Consider the following 20,036-nt stretch of genomic DNA (forward strand, 5'->3'; position numbering starts at 1 on the left):
TGCAATAAAAGAGAAGTGAAACAAAAAAGAGAGGCTCTAATCAATAGAGCCTCTCTTTTTTTATGATAAATCTTCAGTGCCTATCAAAACTATTAGCCCTGATATAGTTAATCCAATTTGAAAGCGGATTGACTATATTAGAATAAGATACGTACGCGGATAGTCTCTTCTACATCTTTTAATTGGTCTAGTGCAGCGGTCGAATCATTGTAATCAACATCCATCACTAGATAACCAACATCACCTTCTGTCATCAGGCTCTGCGCTAGGATGTTAATACCAGCTTCAGCAAATAAGCGGTTAATCTGAGAAAGTACGCCTGGCACGTTTTTGTGAATGTGTAGTAGACGATGCGAGTTTTCTTTGAACGGAATAGAAACTTCTGGGAAGTTCACAGCAGTCGCCGTATCACCTTGGTCAGAGTATCTAACAAACTTATCTGCTACTTCCAGTCCGATATTGGCCTGTGCTTCTTGGGTTGAACCACCGATATGCGGCGTCAAAATCACATTATCAAACTTACGTAGTGGTGACTCAAACTCTTCGTCAGCTGATTTTGGCTCTTTTGGGAACACATCGATAGCCGCGCCCAAAATTTTACCAGACTCAAGCGCATCTGCTAGATCATCAATCTCGACGCACGTACCGCGAGCCGCATTGATAAAGTAGCTGCCTTCTTTCATCTGAGCGAACTGCTCAGCTTTCATCATATAGCGAGTGCTTGGCACATCAGGTACATGCAATGTCACGATATCAGCCGTTGATAGTAACTCTTCTAAGCTACCAACTTGTACCGCGTTGCCTAGTGGTAACTTGGTCACGGCATCATGATAGATGACTTTCATACCGAAGCTTTCTGCCAAGACAGACAGCTGCGAGCCAATAGAACCATAACCGACGATACCGATAGTCTTGCCACGCACTTCGTGTGAGTTAGTCGCAGACTTACCCCAGCCGCCGCGATGTACGGTTGCATTCTTTTCAGGAATACCGCGGTACAGCATAATGGCTTCTGCCAATACTAGCTCAGCTACCGAACGAGTGTTCGAGAATGGCGCGTTAAAGACAGGGATACCAAGATCACGAGCTGCGTCTAGATCTACTTGGTTGGTACCAATACAAAAGCAACCAATGCCGATAAGCTTGTGTGCGTGCTCAAGTACTTCGCGCGTCAACTGAGTGCGCGAACGAATACCGATAAAGTGAGCATCTTTGATCTTTTCGATCAGCTCGTCTTGATCTAAGGCGTGACTGATATTCTCGATGTTATGGTAACCAGCTCCTTCCAATACTTTTAGGGCATTGTCATGTAGACCTTCAAGCAATAAAAACCGGATTTTGTCTTTTTGTAGTGATAACGCCATATGAGAACTGTCCTATAATTGTTTTATAAGATTACCTGTTGGATAATCTATGATGGAGGAAACGAAAACAGTCCCGATATCTTACACAAAATTTGAGGTCGATGTTAGCAGATTAGATGAATTATTGGTTATCAAGCCTGAAAAATTTTTATGCTATAGTGAATTATTCTGTTTGAAACCGCTCGAATCAATTATTTATTACTTACCTCTTCTTATAGGTAAAAAATATCATCCACTTATTAACTCTACGAGCTGACTCATCACTGAATTTATAGTTATTTCGCTATATAATAAACAGTCCCAGCATCGTGCTTACGCCAATATTGAGATTTGACCATGACGCCAACTACCGCTCAGAACACATCCGAAACCAATGCCGTGCAAACCATCTTGAGCACGCTTACTGATACCCATGATTTTGACCCGACCCAAATCAAAACCGATGCTGAGAGTTTAGAGCATTGGGGTAAAGACTGGACCAAACACTTTGCTCCTGCTGCTGCTGCCATCGTCTTTCCAAAGACCACCGAACAAGTACAGACTATCGTCCTGCTTGCCAATGAGCATAATGTTGTCCTGACGCCTAGTGGTGGTCGTACTGGTCTGTCTGCTGGTGCCGTCGCTGCTAACGGCGAAATCGTCGTTAGCATGGATAAAATGAACCAGATCGGACAGTTCTATCCTGCCGATCGCATGGTTGAAGTCGAAGCCGGTGTCGTCACCCAGCAGTTGCAAGAATTCGCTGAATCAAAAGACCTATACTACCCTGTCGACTTTGCCTCAGCAGGCTCTAGTCAGATAGGCGGCAACATCGGCACCAACGCAGGCGGCATCAAAGTCATTCGCTATGGCATGACCCGTCAATGGATTATGGGACTGACTGTTGTCACTGGTAAAGGTGATATCTTGCAGCTGAATCGCGGCATGGTAAAGAATGCCACCGGTTATGACCTACGCCAACTATTCATCGGTAGCGAAGGCACGCTTGGTCTTGTTACTCATGCGCAAATCAAACTTGAGCGTCAGCCACAAGACTTAAACGTCATGGTACTTGGTATGGATAGCTTTAACGATGTGATGAACGTACTCTCTGCTTTTCAAGCACAGATTGATTTAACAGCGTTTGAGTTCTTTGACGATGTAGCGATTGATAAGCTGATGGCACATGGTCAAGTACAAGAGCCCTTTGAATCACGTACCAAGTTTTATACGCTATTAGAGTTTGAAGCGCCTTATGAGCCGATTATGGATAAAGCCATGGCCATATTTGAGCATTGTATGGAGCAAGGTTGGGTTGTCGATGGGGTGATGAGTCAAAATCTCACACAGGCTGAAGAGCTATGGAAGCTACGTGAGTATATCTCAGAGACCATCTCAGTCTTTACCCCTTATAAAAACGATGTCTCGGTGCTAATAAGTCACGTACCGACCTTTATCGAAGAGATTGATCACATTGTCAGTAGCAACTATCCAGACTTTGAAGTCTGTTGGTTCGGTCATATTGGCGATGGTAATTTGCATCTCAATATCTTAAAACCTGAGAATATGAATAAAGATGATTTCTTTGCTGAGTGTCAGGTCGTCAATAAATATGTGTTTGAGACGGTACAGAAATATGGTGGTTCAGTGTCTGCTGAGCATGGGGTTGGTATGACAAAGAAGCCGTACTTGCACTATAGCCGTAGTGAGACTGAAATTGAGTACTTAAAAGAGGTCAAAAAGGTTTTTGATCCAAACAATATTATGAACCGTGGTAAGATTTTTGATATGTGATTAGATGTTTAACACTTATCTCAAATAAAAAGACGCTAACCCGAGAGGCTAGCGTCTTTTTTTTGGTTTATAATTCGCAAAAACTACGACTTATAAATACAACAGTATCAATGCGACGACCAGTAGTATGCTCAAAAACCCTTGAATAATCAGAAACGCCTGATGCGGTGCCGCGATATGACGCACCATATTACCCAATGCATTATAAGTAATACCTGCCGCCTTAATATGGGGTGGACTATCAAAAGTTTTGATAATTTGCAAAAACTGTTCGGTCCGATCAGATGACCAGCCGTGCGGCGCAAATGGTAAAAATGGGGATAATTGTACGGCCTGTTTCTTGGTCGCGGGTGACCACAACCAACGCTCTAAAAACAGCAAACGCATACGCCAGTCGGCAAAGCTGCGATGATTGATAACTTGTAATAGCAACACTTCTACATTTTTATGACGACTATCGACGAAGATACGCTCTTGCAGATTAAATACGTCTGACTTTTTACCTTCAATACATTGCAGAAAATGACCATTGCCGTAGCATAGCGTGCCTGTGATGTTATGCTGCTGATTGTAGTTACGTGCGTGGCCTTCTACTTCATCAAAAATAGAGGTGCTCAAACGCGAGCCAAGAGTCAGCGTACTGACATAAACCAACTGAACCAAAGCGGAGTCATCTATGTCATCCCACTTCATGATTCTATTGGTATGATTTAAAGGCATAATAAAATAATCCTAAGAAGCCGATGAGATACGGCTAAACGAAACAAGCAACACAATACTATGCCTGAGTTGAACCAAAAAATTGACTCACAAAAACGTAGCAAATATTTACTACGTGAGACTGTTATTACCGTTATAGCTTGCTATGATAACAAGCAAAACAAAAGGTGCTGATAGATATTATTTAGATTCTATATTGAGATAATAAATAGCAAGACAGTCGCAGGCAAAATGATAATGCAGAGTTATGTGCTTATTGGTGCTCACAAACTTAATATGTATAAGGCGATATAGAATGCGGCGTTCACTATCCTTTAATCCTATACATTAGTCAAAAACAGTACTAAATATAGTGGGCAAAACTGCATAAGATATCAACATAACCTATTGTAAATACGGCAATAAATTATTGTAACGACAATATCTTCCTATTGGAATGTTTTTATTACTTTTTTGCACAAAAATCGGTACATCAACGTGCTATAACACCATTATTTGATACCACTACATTCAATAGCTATTTAAAACAGGAAACTTATGAGTAAGATGGAAAAACTAGATGACTTTCATCTCACGATTGCTGAGATTAAGAAAAAAGATTACCCGCAATTAAAAGCCTTAATGGATCGTGTCTATGTAAACTTGGGTGGCGCATGGTCAAAGACAACCATTCATACTTTGATTGACGCTTTCCCTGAAGGTCAGATTGCTTTGTTTGATCATGATCAGCTGATTGGTATCGTGCTCTCTATGCGCGTTGACTATGCCAAATTTTCAAACCCGCACACTTATGACGATTTGATTGGGCAAAAAGAAATCATTAGAGACAATCCAGAAGGTGATGCCATTTATGGTTTAGATGCACTCATCGACCCTGATTATCGCGGCTACCGCCTCGGTCGTCGTCTGTATGATGCGCGCAAGGAGCTGTGCCGACAGTTAAACTTCCGCGCTATCTTAGCCGGTGGACGCATACCTAACTATCATAACCATAAAGATCTGACTCCAGGCGAATATATTGATGCCGTTGAAAGCCGTGAAATTCACGACTCAGCTTTGTCGTTCCAGCTGTCTAATGGCTTTATCGTTAAACGTATTTTGACTGCCTACCTACCAGATGATAAACAATCAAAGGGCTTTGCTACCTTGCTTGAGTGGGCAAATATTTACTATGAGCCTAAAGACTATAAGCCTAATACTCGCAAGTCTGAAGTGCGTATAGGTGGTATTCAGTGGCAGATGCGTGAAGTCGAATCACCTGAAGAATTACTGCAACAGGTTGAGTTCTTTGTCGATATCATGGCTGACTACAACTCAGACTTTGCTTGCTTACCTGAGTTTTTCAATGCGCCATTGATGGGTCTATGCGAAGAAACCGATCAAAATATTGCCATTCGATTTTTGGCGGGTTATACCGAGTGGTTCAAAAATGAAATCTCGCATTTAGCGGTCAGCTATAACGTCAACGTCATTACCGGTTCGATGCCGTTACTGGACGAAGACGATACCTTATACAACGTCAGCTATCTGTGCCGCCGTGATGGTACGGTTGAAGAGCAACGCAAGATTCATATTACTCCGCATGAGCGCAGCGCTTGGGTAATCGAAGGTGGCGATGAAGTCAAAGTATTCGACACGGATGCGGGTCGTATCGGCATCTTGGTCTGCTACGATGTTGAGTTCCCTGAGCTTGCACGTCTGATGGCACTTGATGACATGGATATCTTGTTTGTGCCCTTCTGGACTGACACCAAAAACGGCTATCTACGTGTCCGCCACTGCGCGCAAGCCCGTGCTATCGAAAACGAATGCTATGTGATGATTTGTGGTTCAGTCGGTAACTTACCGCAAGTTGAGAGTTTAGATATTCAGTACGCTCAGTCGTCGATTTTTTCACCGTCAGACTTTGCGTTCCCGCATGATGCGATTATGGCAGAGACCACTGCCAACACGGAGATGGTGTTCTTCTCTGATGTAAACTTGGACAAGCTGACTCACGTTCGTCACGAAGGCTCAGTACATAACTTAATCGATCGCCGTGATGATTTGTTCAGCTTAAAGTGGAAGCGCAAAGCCAAAGTTCCAGCGAGCAAGTTAAGTGATGAGCAGCGCCGCGAAAATTCAGGCAGCGTACTGATTGGTGATCCATTACAAAACCGAGCACAAAAGCCGTAGTTAATTGTAGTTAGTTATGGTCGGTTGACGTCGCACACTTATAGTAGACTTTATAAATAATACGGCTGATTTTCAGCCGTTTATTTTTATCTACTGTCGACTCTTCATGCAATGATCATATAGGCAATCACGATAAGATAAGCAGTGACGATAAGCCATTATTTTAGAACAACTGAAAATAACTGAAAACAACATGCAAACTAAAAAGCGGACGTCATGACGACTGATATTGAGCAAACAGAACTAAAGGCAAAGAAGCAGCCGAAGCGAAAGATCATTTCGATACTTAAAACGATAATGTTATATGGTCTCATGTTTGTCGTGATCTATAGCGTGGTCAATTGGTGGCGACAGCCTATTATGCCTGCCAACCCTCAATTGCAACTGACCGATTACCAAGGGCAAACTATCGATTTGGCAGCGATGAGTCATGAGCGGCCTACACTGGTATACTTTTGGGGTATGTGGTGTTCAGTCTGTAGTTTTACTTCGCCCACTATCAATAAACTAGCAGCAGATAACTATCCCGTTGTCACTGTTGCCGTACAGTCCGGCTCAAACCAAGAGTTACGCGGCTACCTCGATCAGCATCAGTTTGATTTCACCACCATAAATGATCAACAAGGCAATATCTTTGCAGATTGGCAAGGACAAATCACACCGTCCTATGTGGTATTAGAGAATGGCGAGATGACACAAGGGCTAACAGGGATTCAGCCATTATGGTCATTGAAACTGCGCTTATGGTTGGCGTCTGTTTTTTAGTACTTGAGTCGTACTTTATGCTTCAATAAATAATCATTCAAAGAGCTTATAGCTATGTCTTCACCAATGATATATGACGTAGATAAACGATTGATATTGGACAAAATTGGACTGACCTCGCACAGCTCTTTTTACCCTACCCTTTTTGTCATATAATAGCTGCCGATCTAAATATTTTTTTGAATTATTTTTACTAGCATATTTTATGTTGCAATCGTCTCGTTACCATTTATTATTGACGTAACTATTTACCGACTAATGAGCGACAATGGGTATTTATTGACATGATGGTTGATAAACCGACTATGATGAGCAATATACCTACTATTAGTAATTAAGCATTATCAATACCGCGTGACCCTCAGTACTATATTGAACTACATCGAGCCTTGTATCCGGTTTTGAACCGACACACAAACCTACCTTTTAAAAAGATACCTTCTATGACTGATAAAAGCACTGACACACCAAGCCAAGATTACAAAGACACGCTGAACCTTGCGGATACGCCATTTGCGATGCGCGCAAACCTTGCCAAGCGCGAGCCAGATTGGTTGGCTGCTTGGGAAGCGGATGACGTGTACGGTAAAATTCGTCAGGCGCGTGCTGGTGCAACCAAGTATATTTTGCACGATGGCCCTCCATACGCCAATGGTCAGATTCACTTGGGTCACGCAGTCAATAAAGTACTAAAAGACATTATTGTAAAATCAAAAACCTTATCAGGATTTGATGCGCCTTATGTCCCTGGTTGGGATTGTCATGGTCTGCCAATCGAACAAAAAGTCGAAGCTAAGGTTGGTAAAGTCGGTCAAAAAGTGTCTGCTACCGAATTCCGTGGTCTATGCCGCGAGTATGCGAGTACTCAGATTGAACTGCAAAAAGCAGACTTCAAGCGCTTAGGTGTGTTTGGTGATTGGGACAACCCTTATCTGACCATGAACTTCCATCAAGAAGCCAACATCGTACGTGCGCTTGCCAAAATCTATGACAATGGTCATGTGACTCGCGGTATGAAGCCGGTCAACTGGTGCTTGGACTGTAGCTCTGCCCTAGCAGAAGCAGAAGTAGAATATCAAGACAAAGTCTCTGACGCGATCTATGTCAGTTTTGATGTACTTGGTACAGATAAAGTAGCTGCATTGGCTGAAATAGCGGGCAATATCGCTGCTGTTATTTGGACCACCACGCCATGGACACTACCTGCCAACCAAGCTATCTCAGTACATCCTGAGCATAACTATAGCGTGGTCGCTACTAAAAAAGGCAATCTGTTACTCGCAGCGGATCTTGTCGAAACTGCGTTAAGTGAGCTAAAACTAGAAAATAACGGCATCCTAGCAACTGTATCAGGCAGCGAGCTTGAAGGCCTACATGCCCAGCATCCACTAATTGCAGACCGTCAAGTGCCACTCATTTTGGGCGATCATGTAACTACTGATAGTGGTACTGGTCTGGTACATACTGCACCTGGTCACGGTTTAGACGATTATATCGTTGGTCTAAAATACAACTTACCAGTGGAAAACCCCGTAAGCGGTACGGGCGTTTATTTAGATAGCGCTGCAGTATTTGCAGGCGAGCACATCTATAAAGCCAATCCAAAAATCATTGCTGCACTACATGAAAATGGTCATCTAATCAGCCATACCAAAATTGAGCATAGCTATCCGCATTGCTGGCGTCATAAGTCGCCAATTATTTTCCGTGCTACGCCTCAGTGGTTTATCAATATGGAAACCAAAGGCCTACGTGCTCGCGCGCTTGCTGACATCCCTACAGTCAACTGGACGCCAGCGTGGGGACAAAATCGTATCGAATCAATGATGACGGGTCGTCCTGATTGGTGTATTTCGCGTCAGCGTACGTGGGGCGTGCCGATTACTTTCTTTACGCATAAGGAAACAGGCGAGCTGCATCCAAACACCCTTGAGCTAATGGAAACTGCGGCGCAAAAAATCAATGAAGGCGGCGTAGAAGCGTGGTTTGATGCTAGCTGTGAAGATTTCTTAGGCAGTGAAGCCGCTGACTATGACAAAGCTACCGATACACTAGACGTTTGGTTTGACTCAGGCACAACGCATTTTGCGGTACTTGATCAACGTGATGAATTGACCAATCCAGCTGATATGTATCTAGAAGGCTCTGACCAGCATCGCGGCTGGTTCCAGACGTCACTACTGACGTCAGAAGCGATGTATGAGCGTCCACCGTTTAAGCAAGTACTGACGCATGGCTTTGTGGTCGATGAAAACGGTCGCAAAATGAGTAAGTCACTTGGCAACATTATCACCCCGCAAGAAGAGATCAATAAAACAGGCGCGGATATGCTGCGTCTATGGATTGCCTCAAGTGACTATCGTTATGAGATGAGCGCGGGTAAAACGGTCTTTAAAGGTGCGATCGATATGTATCGCCGTATCCGTAATACCTTACGTTTCTTACTTGCCAATACCGATGACTTCAATCCAGCGACTGATAGCATTGATATCAATGAATTGGTTAGCCTTGATAAATTCATCATTGAGCGCGCACAAACCGTACAAGCGCAAATCATTAGCGCTTATGATGCGATGGACTTTCACCAAGTCACTCAGCACGTGACAGCGTTTTGCTCGCAAGACTTGGGTAGCTTCTATCTAGATATTATCAAGGATCGTCAGTACACCACGCAGGCAGATGGTCAGCCTCGTCGCTCTGCGCAGACGGCTATCTACCATATCACTCATGCACTGATTCGCTGGATCACACCGATCTTGTCATTCACGGCGCAAGAGGCTTGGGAAGTACTGAACCAACGTGAGGCTGATAAAGGCGGCTATGTATTCACTCAAGAGTGGTACGAGTTCCCAGCATTTGAGCTAAGCGCCATCAGCAATGATGACTGGCAGCGTATTATGTTTGCCAAAGACATGGTAAACAAGCATATCGAAACCGCACGTGGTGAAAAAATTATCAATGCCAACTTGTCTGCCGACGTGAGCTTATATGCTGACGGTGCTATGCATGAGAGCTTAGCCAAGCTGGGTGAAGAACTGCGCTTTGTATTGATTACTAGTAACGCAGAACTAAAGCCAATGAGCGAAGCACCTGCTGATAGTATCAAGCAGACAGACGATACGACCGCAGAAAGTACAGATGAAGTTATCGACTTAGTCGTGCAAGTCAGTGCAGCTACCGGTACTAAGTGCGTACGCTGCTGGCACATCCGTGATGATATCGGCACAGATAGCGCCCATCCTGAGCTATGCGGTCGCTGCGTGACCAATGTCAGTGGCGATGGCGAGGTGCGCCATTATGCCTAACCCAACAGATACACCTGATAGCCAGCACAATAAGCCGTCGCAAGCTGAGGTTGATCATTCGCCTCAGCCTGCTCATGCGACTACAGGTAGCTCGACCACACCTAGAAGTCGATTGACCAAGACACCAAAAATGGTAGCTAACGGTAGTCGTGCTTTTATGTGGTATGCGCTGGCGCTGATTATCATTGTCATAGATCAGTGGACCAAGTGGCTGGCAGAAACCAAGCTGACCTTTCATGATCCAGTGCCAGTGATCGAGCCATTTCTTAATTGGACACTCGCTTATAATTATGGCGCAGCATTTAGCTTTTTGGCAGATGCTGGCGGTTGGCAAAAGTGGTTTTTTTCAGGACTGGCATTACTCATGTCGCTGTTTTTGATTATCTATTTGCTCAAAGCGCCTCGCAAAGCCACACTACTCTCGCTTGGACTTGCCATGGTATTGGGCGGTGCGCTTGGTAATTTGATTGACCGCTTACTACATGGTCATGTGATTGACTTTATCCATGTGCACTATGCCGATGTTTGGCATTATCCGATTTTTAATATTGCAGATATTGGTATTTCTATCGGTGTATTATTGATTGTCATTGACATGCTGTTTTTGGAAAAGAAGCGTGAAATGCCACGTTCATAACCGTCTATAGCTAGAGATAATAGTTCAATTTATAAATTGAAAAGGTGGGTTACGCAGTCGTAACCCACCTTTTTTTATCTGCTATTAAAAACAATTTTTTATATAAACATTGATGTCACCAACTATAGCAGTATCTATAATATAGTTATAGAAACTCTGTTAATAAATCAGTGACAGTCTCTAAGCCACCACCTGCCAATAAAAACAATAGCCCTGCCATATTGATGACAACGGTCAAATAATAAGTCACTCGAAACTCAGGCTTTTGTGATTTGTGACGCAGATACGTCTGAGCCAATAGCGCACCTACCCAACCGCCAAGCGCGCTTAGTATATGTAATTTAGACTCAGGCGTACGCCAGTCGCCACTTTGCGCAGCAGCTTTGTCTTTGGCATACATGCCATAAGTAATAATCCCTAGCACGACGTACCAGCCGACCACTAGCCAGCTTAGTTTATCTGTCGCTGCTAATAAAGCTAAGACACCATAAAAAGCCAGTCCAAGAAACGAGCGTTTCTTTTGGCCCGCTTCAAACTCTGCTTGATGGCTACGTTTCTGATTGCGCTGACGGATCTGATGATTTTTTTGTGCCATTTTTTGCTGTACAAACCCAAGCTCTTGTACTTGCGTGGCTCGCTTGCGTCCCTCCGCATCTTGTCCAATGCTAAAGACCACTGCCTCACCGATGTTAGGACGGCGCTGAGCCTTAAACTCACTCACATGAAAGAAGACAGACTCGCCCGCTTCAGTTTCAATAAAGCCAAACCCTTTATCGTCCTGCCATTTTTTGACAGTGCCTTGTTGTTTATTCACTACCGACACCTCATATCTTTTAGAATTGCCAATTATAGTACACCATCTGCGTTACATTATTGACGCTTACATCTGGTCTTAGATGGCTTATTATTTCTTACACTATAATACTGCAATTAAAAACACTTTAATCAAACGCATTATTTTCTATTCTAGCAACCGATGGCTTTTTATTATGACTCAATCTCAATTTATTAACCCAAACGAAGACACTCGTATCGCTTACGGCAGCCTCGTTAAGCTGCACTTTGAAGTTTCACTAGAGAACGGCACCATCATCGACTCAACCTTTAATCGTGATGCACCTGTGTCTTTGACCATTGGTGATGAGAGCTTGTTACCTGGTTTTGAGAAAGTACTGATGAACTTGCGCGCCGGTGACACTCGTACCGCACACCTTGAGCCAGAGCAAGCTTTTGGTGAGTGGAATCCTGAAAACATCCAACATTTTAGCCGTACTCAGTTTGCGCTAGTCGCTGACAATCCAGAAATTGGCATGATGGTTGAGTTCGAAGACAAAGGGAAAAACACGCTGCCCGGTACGATCAGTGCCATCGATGATGATCAAGTCGAAGTCGACTTTAATCATCCGCTTGCTGGACAAGACGTGTTGTTCAAAGTAAAAATCTTTAAAGTCACACCGCCTGGTGTCACAGGCATCAAGTTAATGTAGCCGTTTAAAAACTAACGAAAACTCGTTAAACGTTAACTAAGATAAAAACTAGCGACGATAAAAATTAATATCGATAAAAACAGCCAAAAGGGAGACTTATATGCAGTATCAAACGTTACCGCAACTCAATGAAAAAGTATCTAAAATTTGTCTAGGCACGATGACGTGGGGACAGCAAAATACTGAGTCCGAAGCACATGAGCAAATGGACATGGCGCTCTCTGAGGGTGTGAACTTTTGGGATACCGCCGAGATGTACCCGTCACCACCAGATAAAGACAAACAAGGTGATACCGAGCGCTTTATGGGTACTTGGTTTAACAAGACTAAACAGCGTGACAAAGTTATTCTCGCTAGCAAGATATCGCCAATGAACTTTTTGCGTGATGGTCAAACGCGCTTTAATGCCGATCACATCAGCAGCGCTATTGACGGGAATTTGGAACGTCTACAAACCGACTATATCGATATCTATCAGCTGCATTGGCCTGAACGCCAAGCGAATTTCTTTGGTCAGCGCGGCTATGATGAAGAGATGGCAGCACAGTCATTAGACGATTTAACGCCATTTCTAGAGACTATTCAGGCCCTGAATGATGAGATCAAAAAAGGTCGTATTCGTGCTTATGGTTTATCGAATGATACCGCGTGGGGACTCATGCGCTACCTATGGGAAGCAGATAAAAACGGTCTAATTCCACCACTTACCGTACAAAATCCATATAGCCTATTGAACCGTTTATACGAAGTCGGTATGGCAGAGATTGCCCATCGTGAAAATGTGGGGCTACTTGCATATTCACCGCTTGGTTTTGGCGTGTTGTCTGGTAAGTATCTTGATGGCAAACGTCCAACTGGCGCACGCCTCACAATGTACGATCGTTTTGGACGTTATGTGAATGAGCAAGCCAAATCAGCCACTGAACAATATGCCAAGATAGCTGCTGATGCAGGTCTGGACATGGCGCAGATGTCATTGGCTTTCGTAAACTCTCGTCACTTTGTCACCAGTAACATCATTGGGGCAACCACGACCGAGCAACTCAAATCAAACATCGATAGTGTCAATGTGGAGCTAACAGCAGATGTCTTAGAAGCGATTGAAGCGGTGCACACACAGCAGCCTAATCCATCGCCATAGTTGGTATTTTATAGAGACTGGATGTTAATAGAGCCTGCTGGATAAATAAGATTATGCATGCTCTATTAAACTTCCTATAAAAAAGGGCGCAAATCGTTTCGATTTGCGCCCTTTTATTAACTGGCTGAGATTAGCTATACTAGCTCAACTCTAAGTAATCATTCTTCAACTGGTGCGCTAAGGACTCTTGAATGTAGATCTGCTAGCCCTTCATTCATGCGTGCTTGTAATAAATTGGTCAGCTCACTCTTGTTACGACCTTCTGGATCTATAGGCGCAAGTGGCAACACGTAAGCGGTCACGTTTTTGCTATCGAGCACTTTTTTCATACTTTCTTTCATTGTAAGCTTACCATAGTATGGCAATGCGTCGCTTAGTGTGCCATCTTTATTGACATAAGCGATGATGATCGGTCTGATAGGCACATCAGCATCTATGGCTGCTTGCAGCAATGTTCCATGAATGCGCTTTACTTTTTTACCACTAGTGGTCGTCGCCTCAGGGAAGAAAATAATCGAAAAACCTTTGGCTAAAAAGTCAGCAATCTGCGCCGATACTGAGCTTGCATCACCGGAACCACGCTCGATGAAAAGCGTCCCTGCGGCATGAGCAAGTTTGCCAAATACAGGCCATTCACCGATTTCAGCCTTGGATAAAAAGAACGCTGGGCTCACAGTACCAACGACAGGGATATCCATCCATGACACGTGATTCGATACCCACAAGCCATGGAACTGCTCTACAGGTTCCACTTCTACCACTTTTACCCCAAAAGAGCCTGCCATCTTGCGGCAGAATGTCTGGATATAGCGTGGTAGGGTTTCGCGTGGTGGCTGCTTAAAGGCACCGATACGCTTCGCCGCGCGTATGCCGCCGACCATAGTCGTGGTCATACCAGCAACCTGTCTACCTCGGCTCAACTGTCGTCTGAGTGAAAAGCTTGATTTAGCTTGGCTCATCTTCGCCCTCATGATTAAATAACGGGTGTTTAATAGTCAAAAAACGAGCCCAGTATAACAAAGTTCGCACACTCAGTGATAGCTTGTTCACTCAGTGAGTGCCGACTTTTATACAAACGGGTAATAAAGCAGATTTATAAAAAATTATCCGCAGCAAACGCTGTAACATAAAACCATCGCTAATTATGCTAATACGCTTTAATATCAAGTGATAAGACCATATATAGATAATCATATGAACGCTACGTCAAAGCTTATTGAGCTGATTATAGCGAGACATTTACTTTATTAAATAGGTGATACTCTTTGGATTATTTTGAAAGACATGAAGGTGGCGAACGCGCCATTTTAGTACATTTAGACATCCGCCAAATTCAAGATCCTGATGATCTTAGTGAATTTGAGCTGTTGGCTGATTCAGCAGGTGCCGATCGTTTGGCATTAGTCACTGGATCACGCTCGCGCCCTGACGCCAAATACTTCGTTGGTAGCGGAAAAGCAGAAGAAATCGCAGAACTAGTGCGCGAACACGAAGCCGATATCGTACTGTTTAACCACAGCCTGTCGCCATCACAAGAGCGTAATATCGAAGCGCTAGTGAAGTGCCGCGTGTTGGATCGTACTGGTTTAATTTTGGATATTTTTGCCCAGCGTGCCCGTACCTACGAAGGTAAGTTGCAAGTAGAGCTGGCTCAGCTTAATCATCTATCAACGCGTCTGGTACGTGGTTGGACGCATTTGGAACGTCAGAAAGGTGGTATTGGTCTGCGTGGACCGGGTGAGACTCAGCTTGAGACCGATCGCCGTCTACTACAGACTCGCGTCAATCAGCTAAAGAGCAAACTAGAAAAAGTCCGTCAGACCCGTGCGCAAGGCCGCGCTCGTCGCCAAAAATCAGACGTACCGACCATCTCATTGGTCGGCTACACCAATGCGGGTAAATCTACTTTGTTCAACCGTTTGGTCGATGAAAACATCTACGCTGCTGATAAGCTATTTGCGACGCTAGACCCTACTCTACGCCGTTTAGACTGGCAGGGAGTTGGTCGTGTCGTCTTAGTCGATACAGTTGGTTTTGTTCGTCATCTACCGCATGAGTTGGTTGAGTCTTTTCATGCAACTCTAGAAGAAACACTAGAAGCAGATTTGTTATTGCACGTCATTGATTCTTCTAGCGAAGACATGCACGAGCAGATTCAGGCGGTTAAAGAAGTATTGGCAGAAATCGATAACGATGTACCTGTGCTCAATGTCTACAACAAGATTGATTTGACTGATGAGCCTGCACATATCGGCTATGCTAGCGAAGGTCAGCCAAACCGCGTCTATGTTTCTTCTAGACAGAACCTCGGCATGGAGGAGCTAACGCTTGCCGTACAGCAATTGTTGACAGGTAAACTGACGACGTTTGATTTAACCTTGCCGTATGATGCTGGACAGTTCAAAAACACTCTATATGAATTGGGTGTTATTGAAGAAGAAAGCTATGACGATACGGGTCGTGAATGTCTGACGATTCGTTTGCCAAGTGACCGTCTAAGACAGCTACTGGGTCAAGCTAACTTGAAACCTATCGATGTGTTGCCGCTTGCACAAGCAACACTACTGATGCCGGTACTCGAAGAGTTTGAGAAGGTTGACGACGTTGAAGAGCCGACTATGACAGAGGCTGAGGAAAAAGCATTTGATGAGTTTGATGCATTACACTCAGAAACAGCTGATTCAGAAAAATAATCGTTATTTCTGTAGAATAATAACTATTGTTAAAGTGAGTCATTTGCGGCAGTAATCGAATGAGTATTTGATTCATACTGTTAGATCATAAACCCTTATATAGTACGTTAAAATAGAATAGACGATATCCATTGATATCGTCTATTTTTTTTGGATATGACGAGTCACGGTGCATAGGCTTTATTAGTTGCTCCACTCTCTATATAATCGCCTGTTATACATTCAACAAATATTGATAGATAGCGTTAATACTTTAAAAGTGAATCATTGCTACTATCAGTATTTATAGCATCATTTTCTACGTTGTATTCTTGGTGTGATCACGCATTTTGTTTTGTACACCATCCATTTATATCTGACTTGGCCAGAATTGCTTATGAAGTCTGCTCACTCTCCCCATCTTCCACTATGGCTTGCGTTAATTCTAACGTTGACCATGGTTATCGTTGTTCGAGAAACGGCGGTTGTTCTCTGTCAAATGGCAGGCATCGAAAAAGCGGCCAATATTGTCGGTTTGGTTGCGATGTTTGTTATTTTGATGGCGTGGCGATTGCTTAAAGGGTTGCCGAGTTGGCTCACACAGGCCAGTAATACTTTACTAGTCGATAGTGGTTTTGCCTTCTTACCCGTTTCTGCTGGTGCAGGCTTGTTGCTATTTGCTCTAGGAGATGAGCTATTGGGTGTGATGATAACGATGATCGTTAGTACGCTCATACCACTGTGGGGACTAGCATTATTGGCCAATCGTTGGCTCAATCACGCTGCAAATACTGATAGTACAACTACCACTGAGCAAAAGGGACAGCCGTGAGCTGCGGAGAGATATTATGACTTTTGACAGCGTATTTATGGCAACCCTAGCCGCAATATTATTGACATTAGCAGCACACGTAATTGCACGTGTATTGGCACGTAAATTATCATGGCTACCGATGGTCATTACCGCACTTGTCCTCGTGCTTGTTTTCCTATTTGTACTGCAGTGGGATTACAACAACTATTACAGCGCGGCAAAACCTGTATTTGACCATCTGTTGGGATATGTGACAGTACTTCTGGCTGTACCACTGGCGGCGATGAACTTTAAAGGCTTACCAGTCAAAAAACTCACTCTAATTGTCGCTATCGCTAGTGTCGTTGGCGCATTATTGCCTATGTCACTGGCCTATTTATTTTCGCTCAGTCATGAGACCCTATTGGCTTTCGCTACCCGTTCTGTTACGACGCCTATTGGCTTGAGTGTCGCAGATTTAATCAAAGCACCACTGGCAATGGCTAACCTAATTATCATCGTCTCAGGTCTGATAGGTGGTACGGTCGCTCGCTTTTTGTTCCGCGGTATCAATGACGACCGAGCCAAAGGTCTAGCACTGGGGTTAGCAGCTCACGCGTTTGGAACAGTAGAGGCATGGCAAATCAGTCATACAGCAGGACGTTATGCTGCATTTGGCTTGGCAGTGAACGGGTTGGTTACTGCGGTTTGGGTGCCTATTTTTATCAGCGCTATTGGTATCTAGTCATCACTAAAACCCTACCTAAACTATTCTTATATTTTTAAAAATTTAACCATTAATAGGCTTATTTACTGTTGATTTCAGATTAAAGATCACCTCGACTATTCAAATGTCATTATTATTTCTTAAAAAATTGAGACACTTTATTTATATGAATTCATAAGCGCAAAAAGCCCACTGCAAATGGCTCATTAAGTCACTTAGAAAAGTTAGTGTATTGATTTATCTAAGGTTATTTAATAATAGAAATCTGGGTTTACAACTTAGTTTGTCAATCTGATGCGCCAAAAAGTTATTATATGTTATAGTAAGCAACTATTATTTTTTGTATCTATTGCAAGTGGTTCCTTATTGAAAGTAATAATTGCTCAGCTGCTGTCCTCACGGTGGGCTAAATAATTCTGCAAACTCAGTAACCGCTTAAGCGCCTAAATCAACGCATATGTAGGCAAAACAATTTGCTGTTATTCGATAAAAAGTGATTTTACTATGATAAATACGGCTACTTTGATGACTCGCTGCTTATCTCCCCTTTTACTAAGTGCCATTGCTCTTTCGACCTTTTCTATCGCTGCCAATGCAGGCAATATGTATATCTACAAAGACAAAGGTGGACAAGTACTGTTGACCAACGTCAATCCTAGTGGAAATTTTGATAAGTTTACGAAAAAAGTAAAAGTAACTTATTATAAAGACTCTAAGATGTATGATGGAAGTAGCGATAGCTATGGTAGCAGCGCCGCTAGCAACAGCGGAAGTCGCAACTCTTACGACAGCTACATTCGTGCGTCCGCTGAGCGCAATGGTGTTGACCCTGCCCTTATGAAAGCGATGATGCACACTGAATCAGCTTTTAATCCAAACGCACGCTCACCAGTGGGTGCACAAGGCCTTATGCAGTTAATGCCAGCGACTGCGCGCCGTTTCAATGTCAGCAATCCTTGGAACCCTGCAGATAATATCGAAGGATCAGCCAAATATATCGCGTGGCTCATGCGCCGCTTCAACAATAATGTCGAACATGCTGTCGCAGGCTACAATGCAGGTGAAGGCAATGTCGATAAATACGGTGGCATTCCTCCGTTCAAAGAAACACGTAACTATGTTCAAAGAGTGATGAGCCGTTATCATAGCTTGTATAAGAACGATGCCGGACTGTTTGGTGCAAGTATCAGTGCTAACAATCAAACCAGTAGCACCAGTACAAGTAGTGGCTTACAAAATGTCAGTTACGGCACCAGCAGCAATGTGAATAGTGCCAGCTATGCCAACTCTGCCTATGCGGCTTTACGCTAAGCCAGTTACCTAAAAGCCAGACATAAAAAAGCCCATTAACGAATTAATAGGCTTTTTTATGTCTGGATGCTTTATGTCTTGAGGCTTCATATTTTGATGCATTAAGAGTAATAAAGCCAAACTGTGAGCCACAATTAAGTACTCACAGCCTGATCCAATACTATTTGGTACTTACTTGTTGGCAGCCTGAGTTGCAGCAACTTCAGCAGCGAAGTCTTCTTGCTTCTTCTCGATGCCTTCACCAACTTCTAGACGTTTGAAGCCAAGTACTTTTACGCCTTCAGCTTTTAGGACTTCGCCAACTTTCTTGTCGTTGTCCATGACGTATGGCTGACGTAGTAAAGTTACTTCGTCTAGGTACTTACGTAGGCCACCTTCAATCATTTTTTCAACGATGTTATCAGGCTTGCCAGACTCACGAGCTTTTGCTTCGATGATGTCTTTTTCGCGTGCCAATACGTCAGCAGCAACATCTTCGTCATCTACAGCAACAGGGTTGAATGCAGCGATATGCATAGCAAGGTTCTTACCAGTGTCAGCGTCGCCACCTTCATAAGATACCACTACACCGATACGCAGACCATGACGGTATGCAGCGATGTTAGCACCTTCAAGGGTTTCAACACGGCGAATCTGGATGTTTTCACCGATTTTCTGTACTAGTGATACACGTGCTTCTTCAACAGTCTGACCTTCGCCATAAGACAATTCAGAGATAGCAGCAACGTCAGTTACGTTGTTTTCTAATGCAAGGTTAGCAACTTTTTCTGCAAATGCAGTGAAGCTGTCATCTTTTGCAACGAAATCAGTCTGGCAGTTAACTTCTAACAAGAATGCTTTGTTTTCGCCTTGAGCGATGATGATAGCGCCGTCAGCTGCGATGTTACCCGCTTTTTTAGCTGCTTTAGCTTGACCAGATTTACGTAGGTTATCAATGGCAACTTCAACATCACCGTTTGATTCTTCTAACGCTTTTTTACATTCCATCATGCCAAGACCAGTACGGTCACGCAATTCTTTTACCATTTTGGCAGATACTTTTACTTCTGTCATAAGAGTTACCTTAGTATAGTTATGTATAGGAGTGCTGTATTTCTAAATGCTGTATTTCTATTCAATATCTTGGTATTACTTAAAATCTAGCAGACAGCTCGTTTTGAACGATT

Annotated in this window: 16 protein-coding genes; 11 read left to right on the forward strand and 5 right to left on the reverse strand. The window is 43.5% G+C overall.

The features are described 5' to 3' along the window. Positions 1 to 137 precede the first annotated feature (137 nt). Entirely contained in the window at positions 138 to 1,364 is a 1,227-nt protein-coding gene (gene serA, locus FQV37_RS04760; protein ID WP_057758460.1) for a phosphoglycerate dehydrogenase, read from the reverse strand. A gap of 336 nt (positions 1,365 to 1,700) precedes the next feature. Between serA and FQV37_RS04765 the strand changes: the two genes are divergently transcribed. Next, positions 1,701 to 3,137, forward strand: coding sequence for an FAD-binding oxidoreductase (locus FQV37_RS04765; RefSeq protein ID WP_160021499.1), 1,437 nt, complete (start codon positions 1,701 to 1,703; stop codon positions 3,135 to 3,137). Between the two features lie 90 nt (positions 3,138 to 3,227). Here FQV37_RS04765 and FQV37_RS04770 read toward each other — a convergent pair whose 3' ends face one another. Beyond that, on the reverse strand, positions 3,228 to 3,857 hold the full coding sequence (locus FQV37_RS04770) for a BLUF domain-containing protein (RefSeq protein WP_114701153.1): 630 nt from the start codon (positions 3,855 to 3,857) through the stop codon (positions 3,228 to 3,230). A gap of 537 nt (positions 3,858 to 4,394) precedes the next feature. On the opposite strand from FQV37_RS04770, the gene FQV37_RS04775 reads away from it, so the two are divergent. From FQV37_RS04775 to lspA, 4 genes are all read left to right on the forward strand, one after another. Next, entirely contained in the window at positions 4,395 to 6,032 is a 1,638-nt protein-coding gene (locus tag FQV37_RS04775; protein WP_102094613.1) for a carbon-nitrogen hydrolase family protein, read from the forward strand. A 216-nt stretch (positions 6,033 to 6,248) separates the two neighbouring features. Continuing rightward, positions 6,249 to 6,797, forward strand: a complete 549-nt coding sequence (locus FQV37_RS04780; RefSeq protein WP_160021500.1) for a protein disulfide oxidoreductase — start codon at positions 6,249 to 6,251, stop codon at positions 6,795 to 6,797. A 443-nt stretch (positions 6,798 to 7,240) separates the two neighbouring features. Next, positions 7,241 to 10,102: an isoleucine--tRNA ligase gene (gene ileS / locus FQV37_RS04785; protein WP_160021501.1), complete on the forward strand. Its 2,862-nt coding sequence runs from the start codon at positions 7,241 to 7,243 to the stop codon at positions 10,100 to 10,102. After that, positions 10,095 to 10,739 (forward strand): signal peptidase II, encoded by a 645-nt coding sequence (gene lspA, locus FQV37_RS04790; RefSeq protein WP_160021502.1) that lies wholly within the window; start codon positions 10,095 to 10,097, stop codon positions 10,737 to 10,739. The genes ileS and lspA overlap by 8 nt, the downstream gene beginning before the upstream one ends. A 145-nt stretch (positions 10,740 to 10,884) precedes the next feature. On the opposite strand, the gene FQV37_RS04795 is transcribed toward lspA, so the two are convergent. Then, the gene (locus tag FQV37_RS04795; RefSeq protein WP_240990946.1) at positions 10,885 to 11,553 is read right to left on the reverse strand and encodes a DUF1294 domain-containing protein; all 669 of its coding nucleotides are present in this window, start codon (positions 11,551 to 11,553) and stop codon (positions 10,885 to 10,887) included. A gap of 175 nt (positions 11,554 to 11,728) precedes the next feature. Between FQV37_RS04795 and FQV37_RS04800 the strand changes: the two genes are divergently transcribed. Both FQV37_RS04800 and FQV37_RS04805 read left to right on the forward strand, forming a co-directional pair. Continuing rightward, entirely contained in the window at positions 11,729 to 12,226 is a 498-nt protein-coding gene (locus FQV37_RS04800; protein ID WP_160021504.1) for an FKBP-type peptidyl-prolyl cis-trans isomerase, read from the forward strand. 100 nt (positions 12,227 to 12,326) lie between these two features. Next, positions 12,327 to 13,367 (forward strand): aldo/keto reductase, encoded by a 1,041-nt coding sequence (locus tag FQV37_RS04805; RefSeq protein ID WP_160021505.1) that lies wholly within the window; start codon positions 12,327 to 12,329, stop codon positions 13,365 to 13,367. Positions 13,368 to 13,525: 158 nt separating this feature from the next. Here the strand turns inward: FQV37_RS04805 and FQV37_RS04810 are convergent, their stop codons facing one another. Then, complete coding sequence (locus tag FQV37_RS04810) at positions 13,526 to 14,326, reverse strand: lysophospholipid acyltransferase family protein (RefSeq protein WP_160021506.1); 801 nt, start codon at positions 14,324 to 14,326, stop codon at positions 13,526 to 13,528. 306 nt (positions 14,327 to 14,632) lie between these two features. Here FQV37_RS04810 and hflX point away from each other — a divergent pair, with 306 nt between their 5' ends. The 4 genes from hflX (at position 14,633) to FQV37_RS04830 (ending at position 18,870) form a co-directional block, all read left to right on the forward strand. After that, complete coding sequence (gene hflX, locus FQV37_RS04815) at positions 14,633 to 16,060, forward strand: ribosome rescue GTPase HflX (protein WP_057758442.1); 1,428 nt, start codon at positions 14,633 to 14,635, stop codon at positions 16,058 to 16,060. 376 nt (positions 16,061 to 16,436) lie between these two features. Continuing rightward, positions 16,437 to 16,871 carry a CidA/LrgA family protein gene (locus FQV37_RS04820; protein WP_160021507.1) on the forward strand — a complete coding sequence of 145 codons (435 nt, stop codon included), beginning with the start codon at positions 16,437 to 16,439 and terminating at the stop codon, positions 16,869 to 16,871. 16 nt (positions 16,872 to 16,887) lie between these two features. Further along, on the forward strand, positions 16,888 to 17,577 hold the full coding sequence (locus FQV37_RS04825; RefSeq protein ID WP_101204237.1) for an LrgB family protein: 690 nt from the start codon (positions 16,888 to 16,890) through the stop codon (positions 17,575 to 17,577). Between the two features lie 486 nt (positions 17,578 to 18,063). Further along, a complete protein-coding gene (locus FQV37_RS04830) occupies positions 18,064 to 18,870 on the forward strand; it encodes a lytic transglycosylase domain-containing protein (protein WP_160021508.1) in 807 nt (268 codons plus the stop codon). 171 nt (positions 18,871 to 19,041) lie between these two features. Here FQV37_RS04830 and tsf read toward each other — a convergent pair whose 3' ends face one another. Continuing rightward, positions 19,042 to 19,923 carry a translation elongation factor Ts gene (tsf, locus tag FQV37_RS04835; RefSeq protein ID WP_114701165.1) on the reverse strand — a complete coding sequence of 294 codons (882 nt, stop codon included), beginning with the start codon at positions 19,921 to 19,923 and terminating at the stop codon, positions 19,042 to 19,044. Positions 19,924 to 20,036 lie beyond the last annotated feature (113 nt).

Origin of the sequence: Psychrobacter nivimaris (assembly GCF_009812035.1) — a bacterium.
Classification (GTDB): Bacteria; Pseudomonadota; Gammaproteobacteria; order Pseudomonadales; family Moraxellaceae; genus Psychrobacter; species Psychrobacter nivimaris.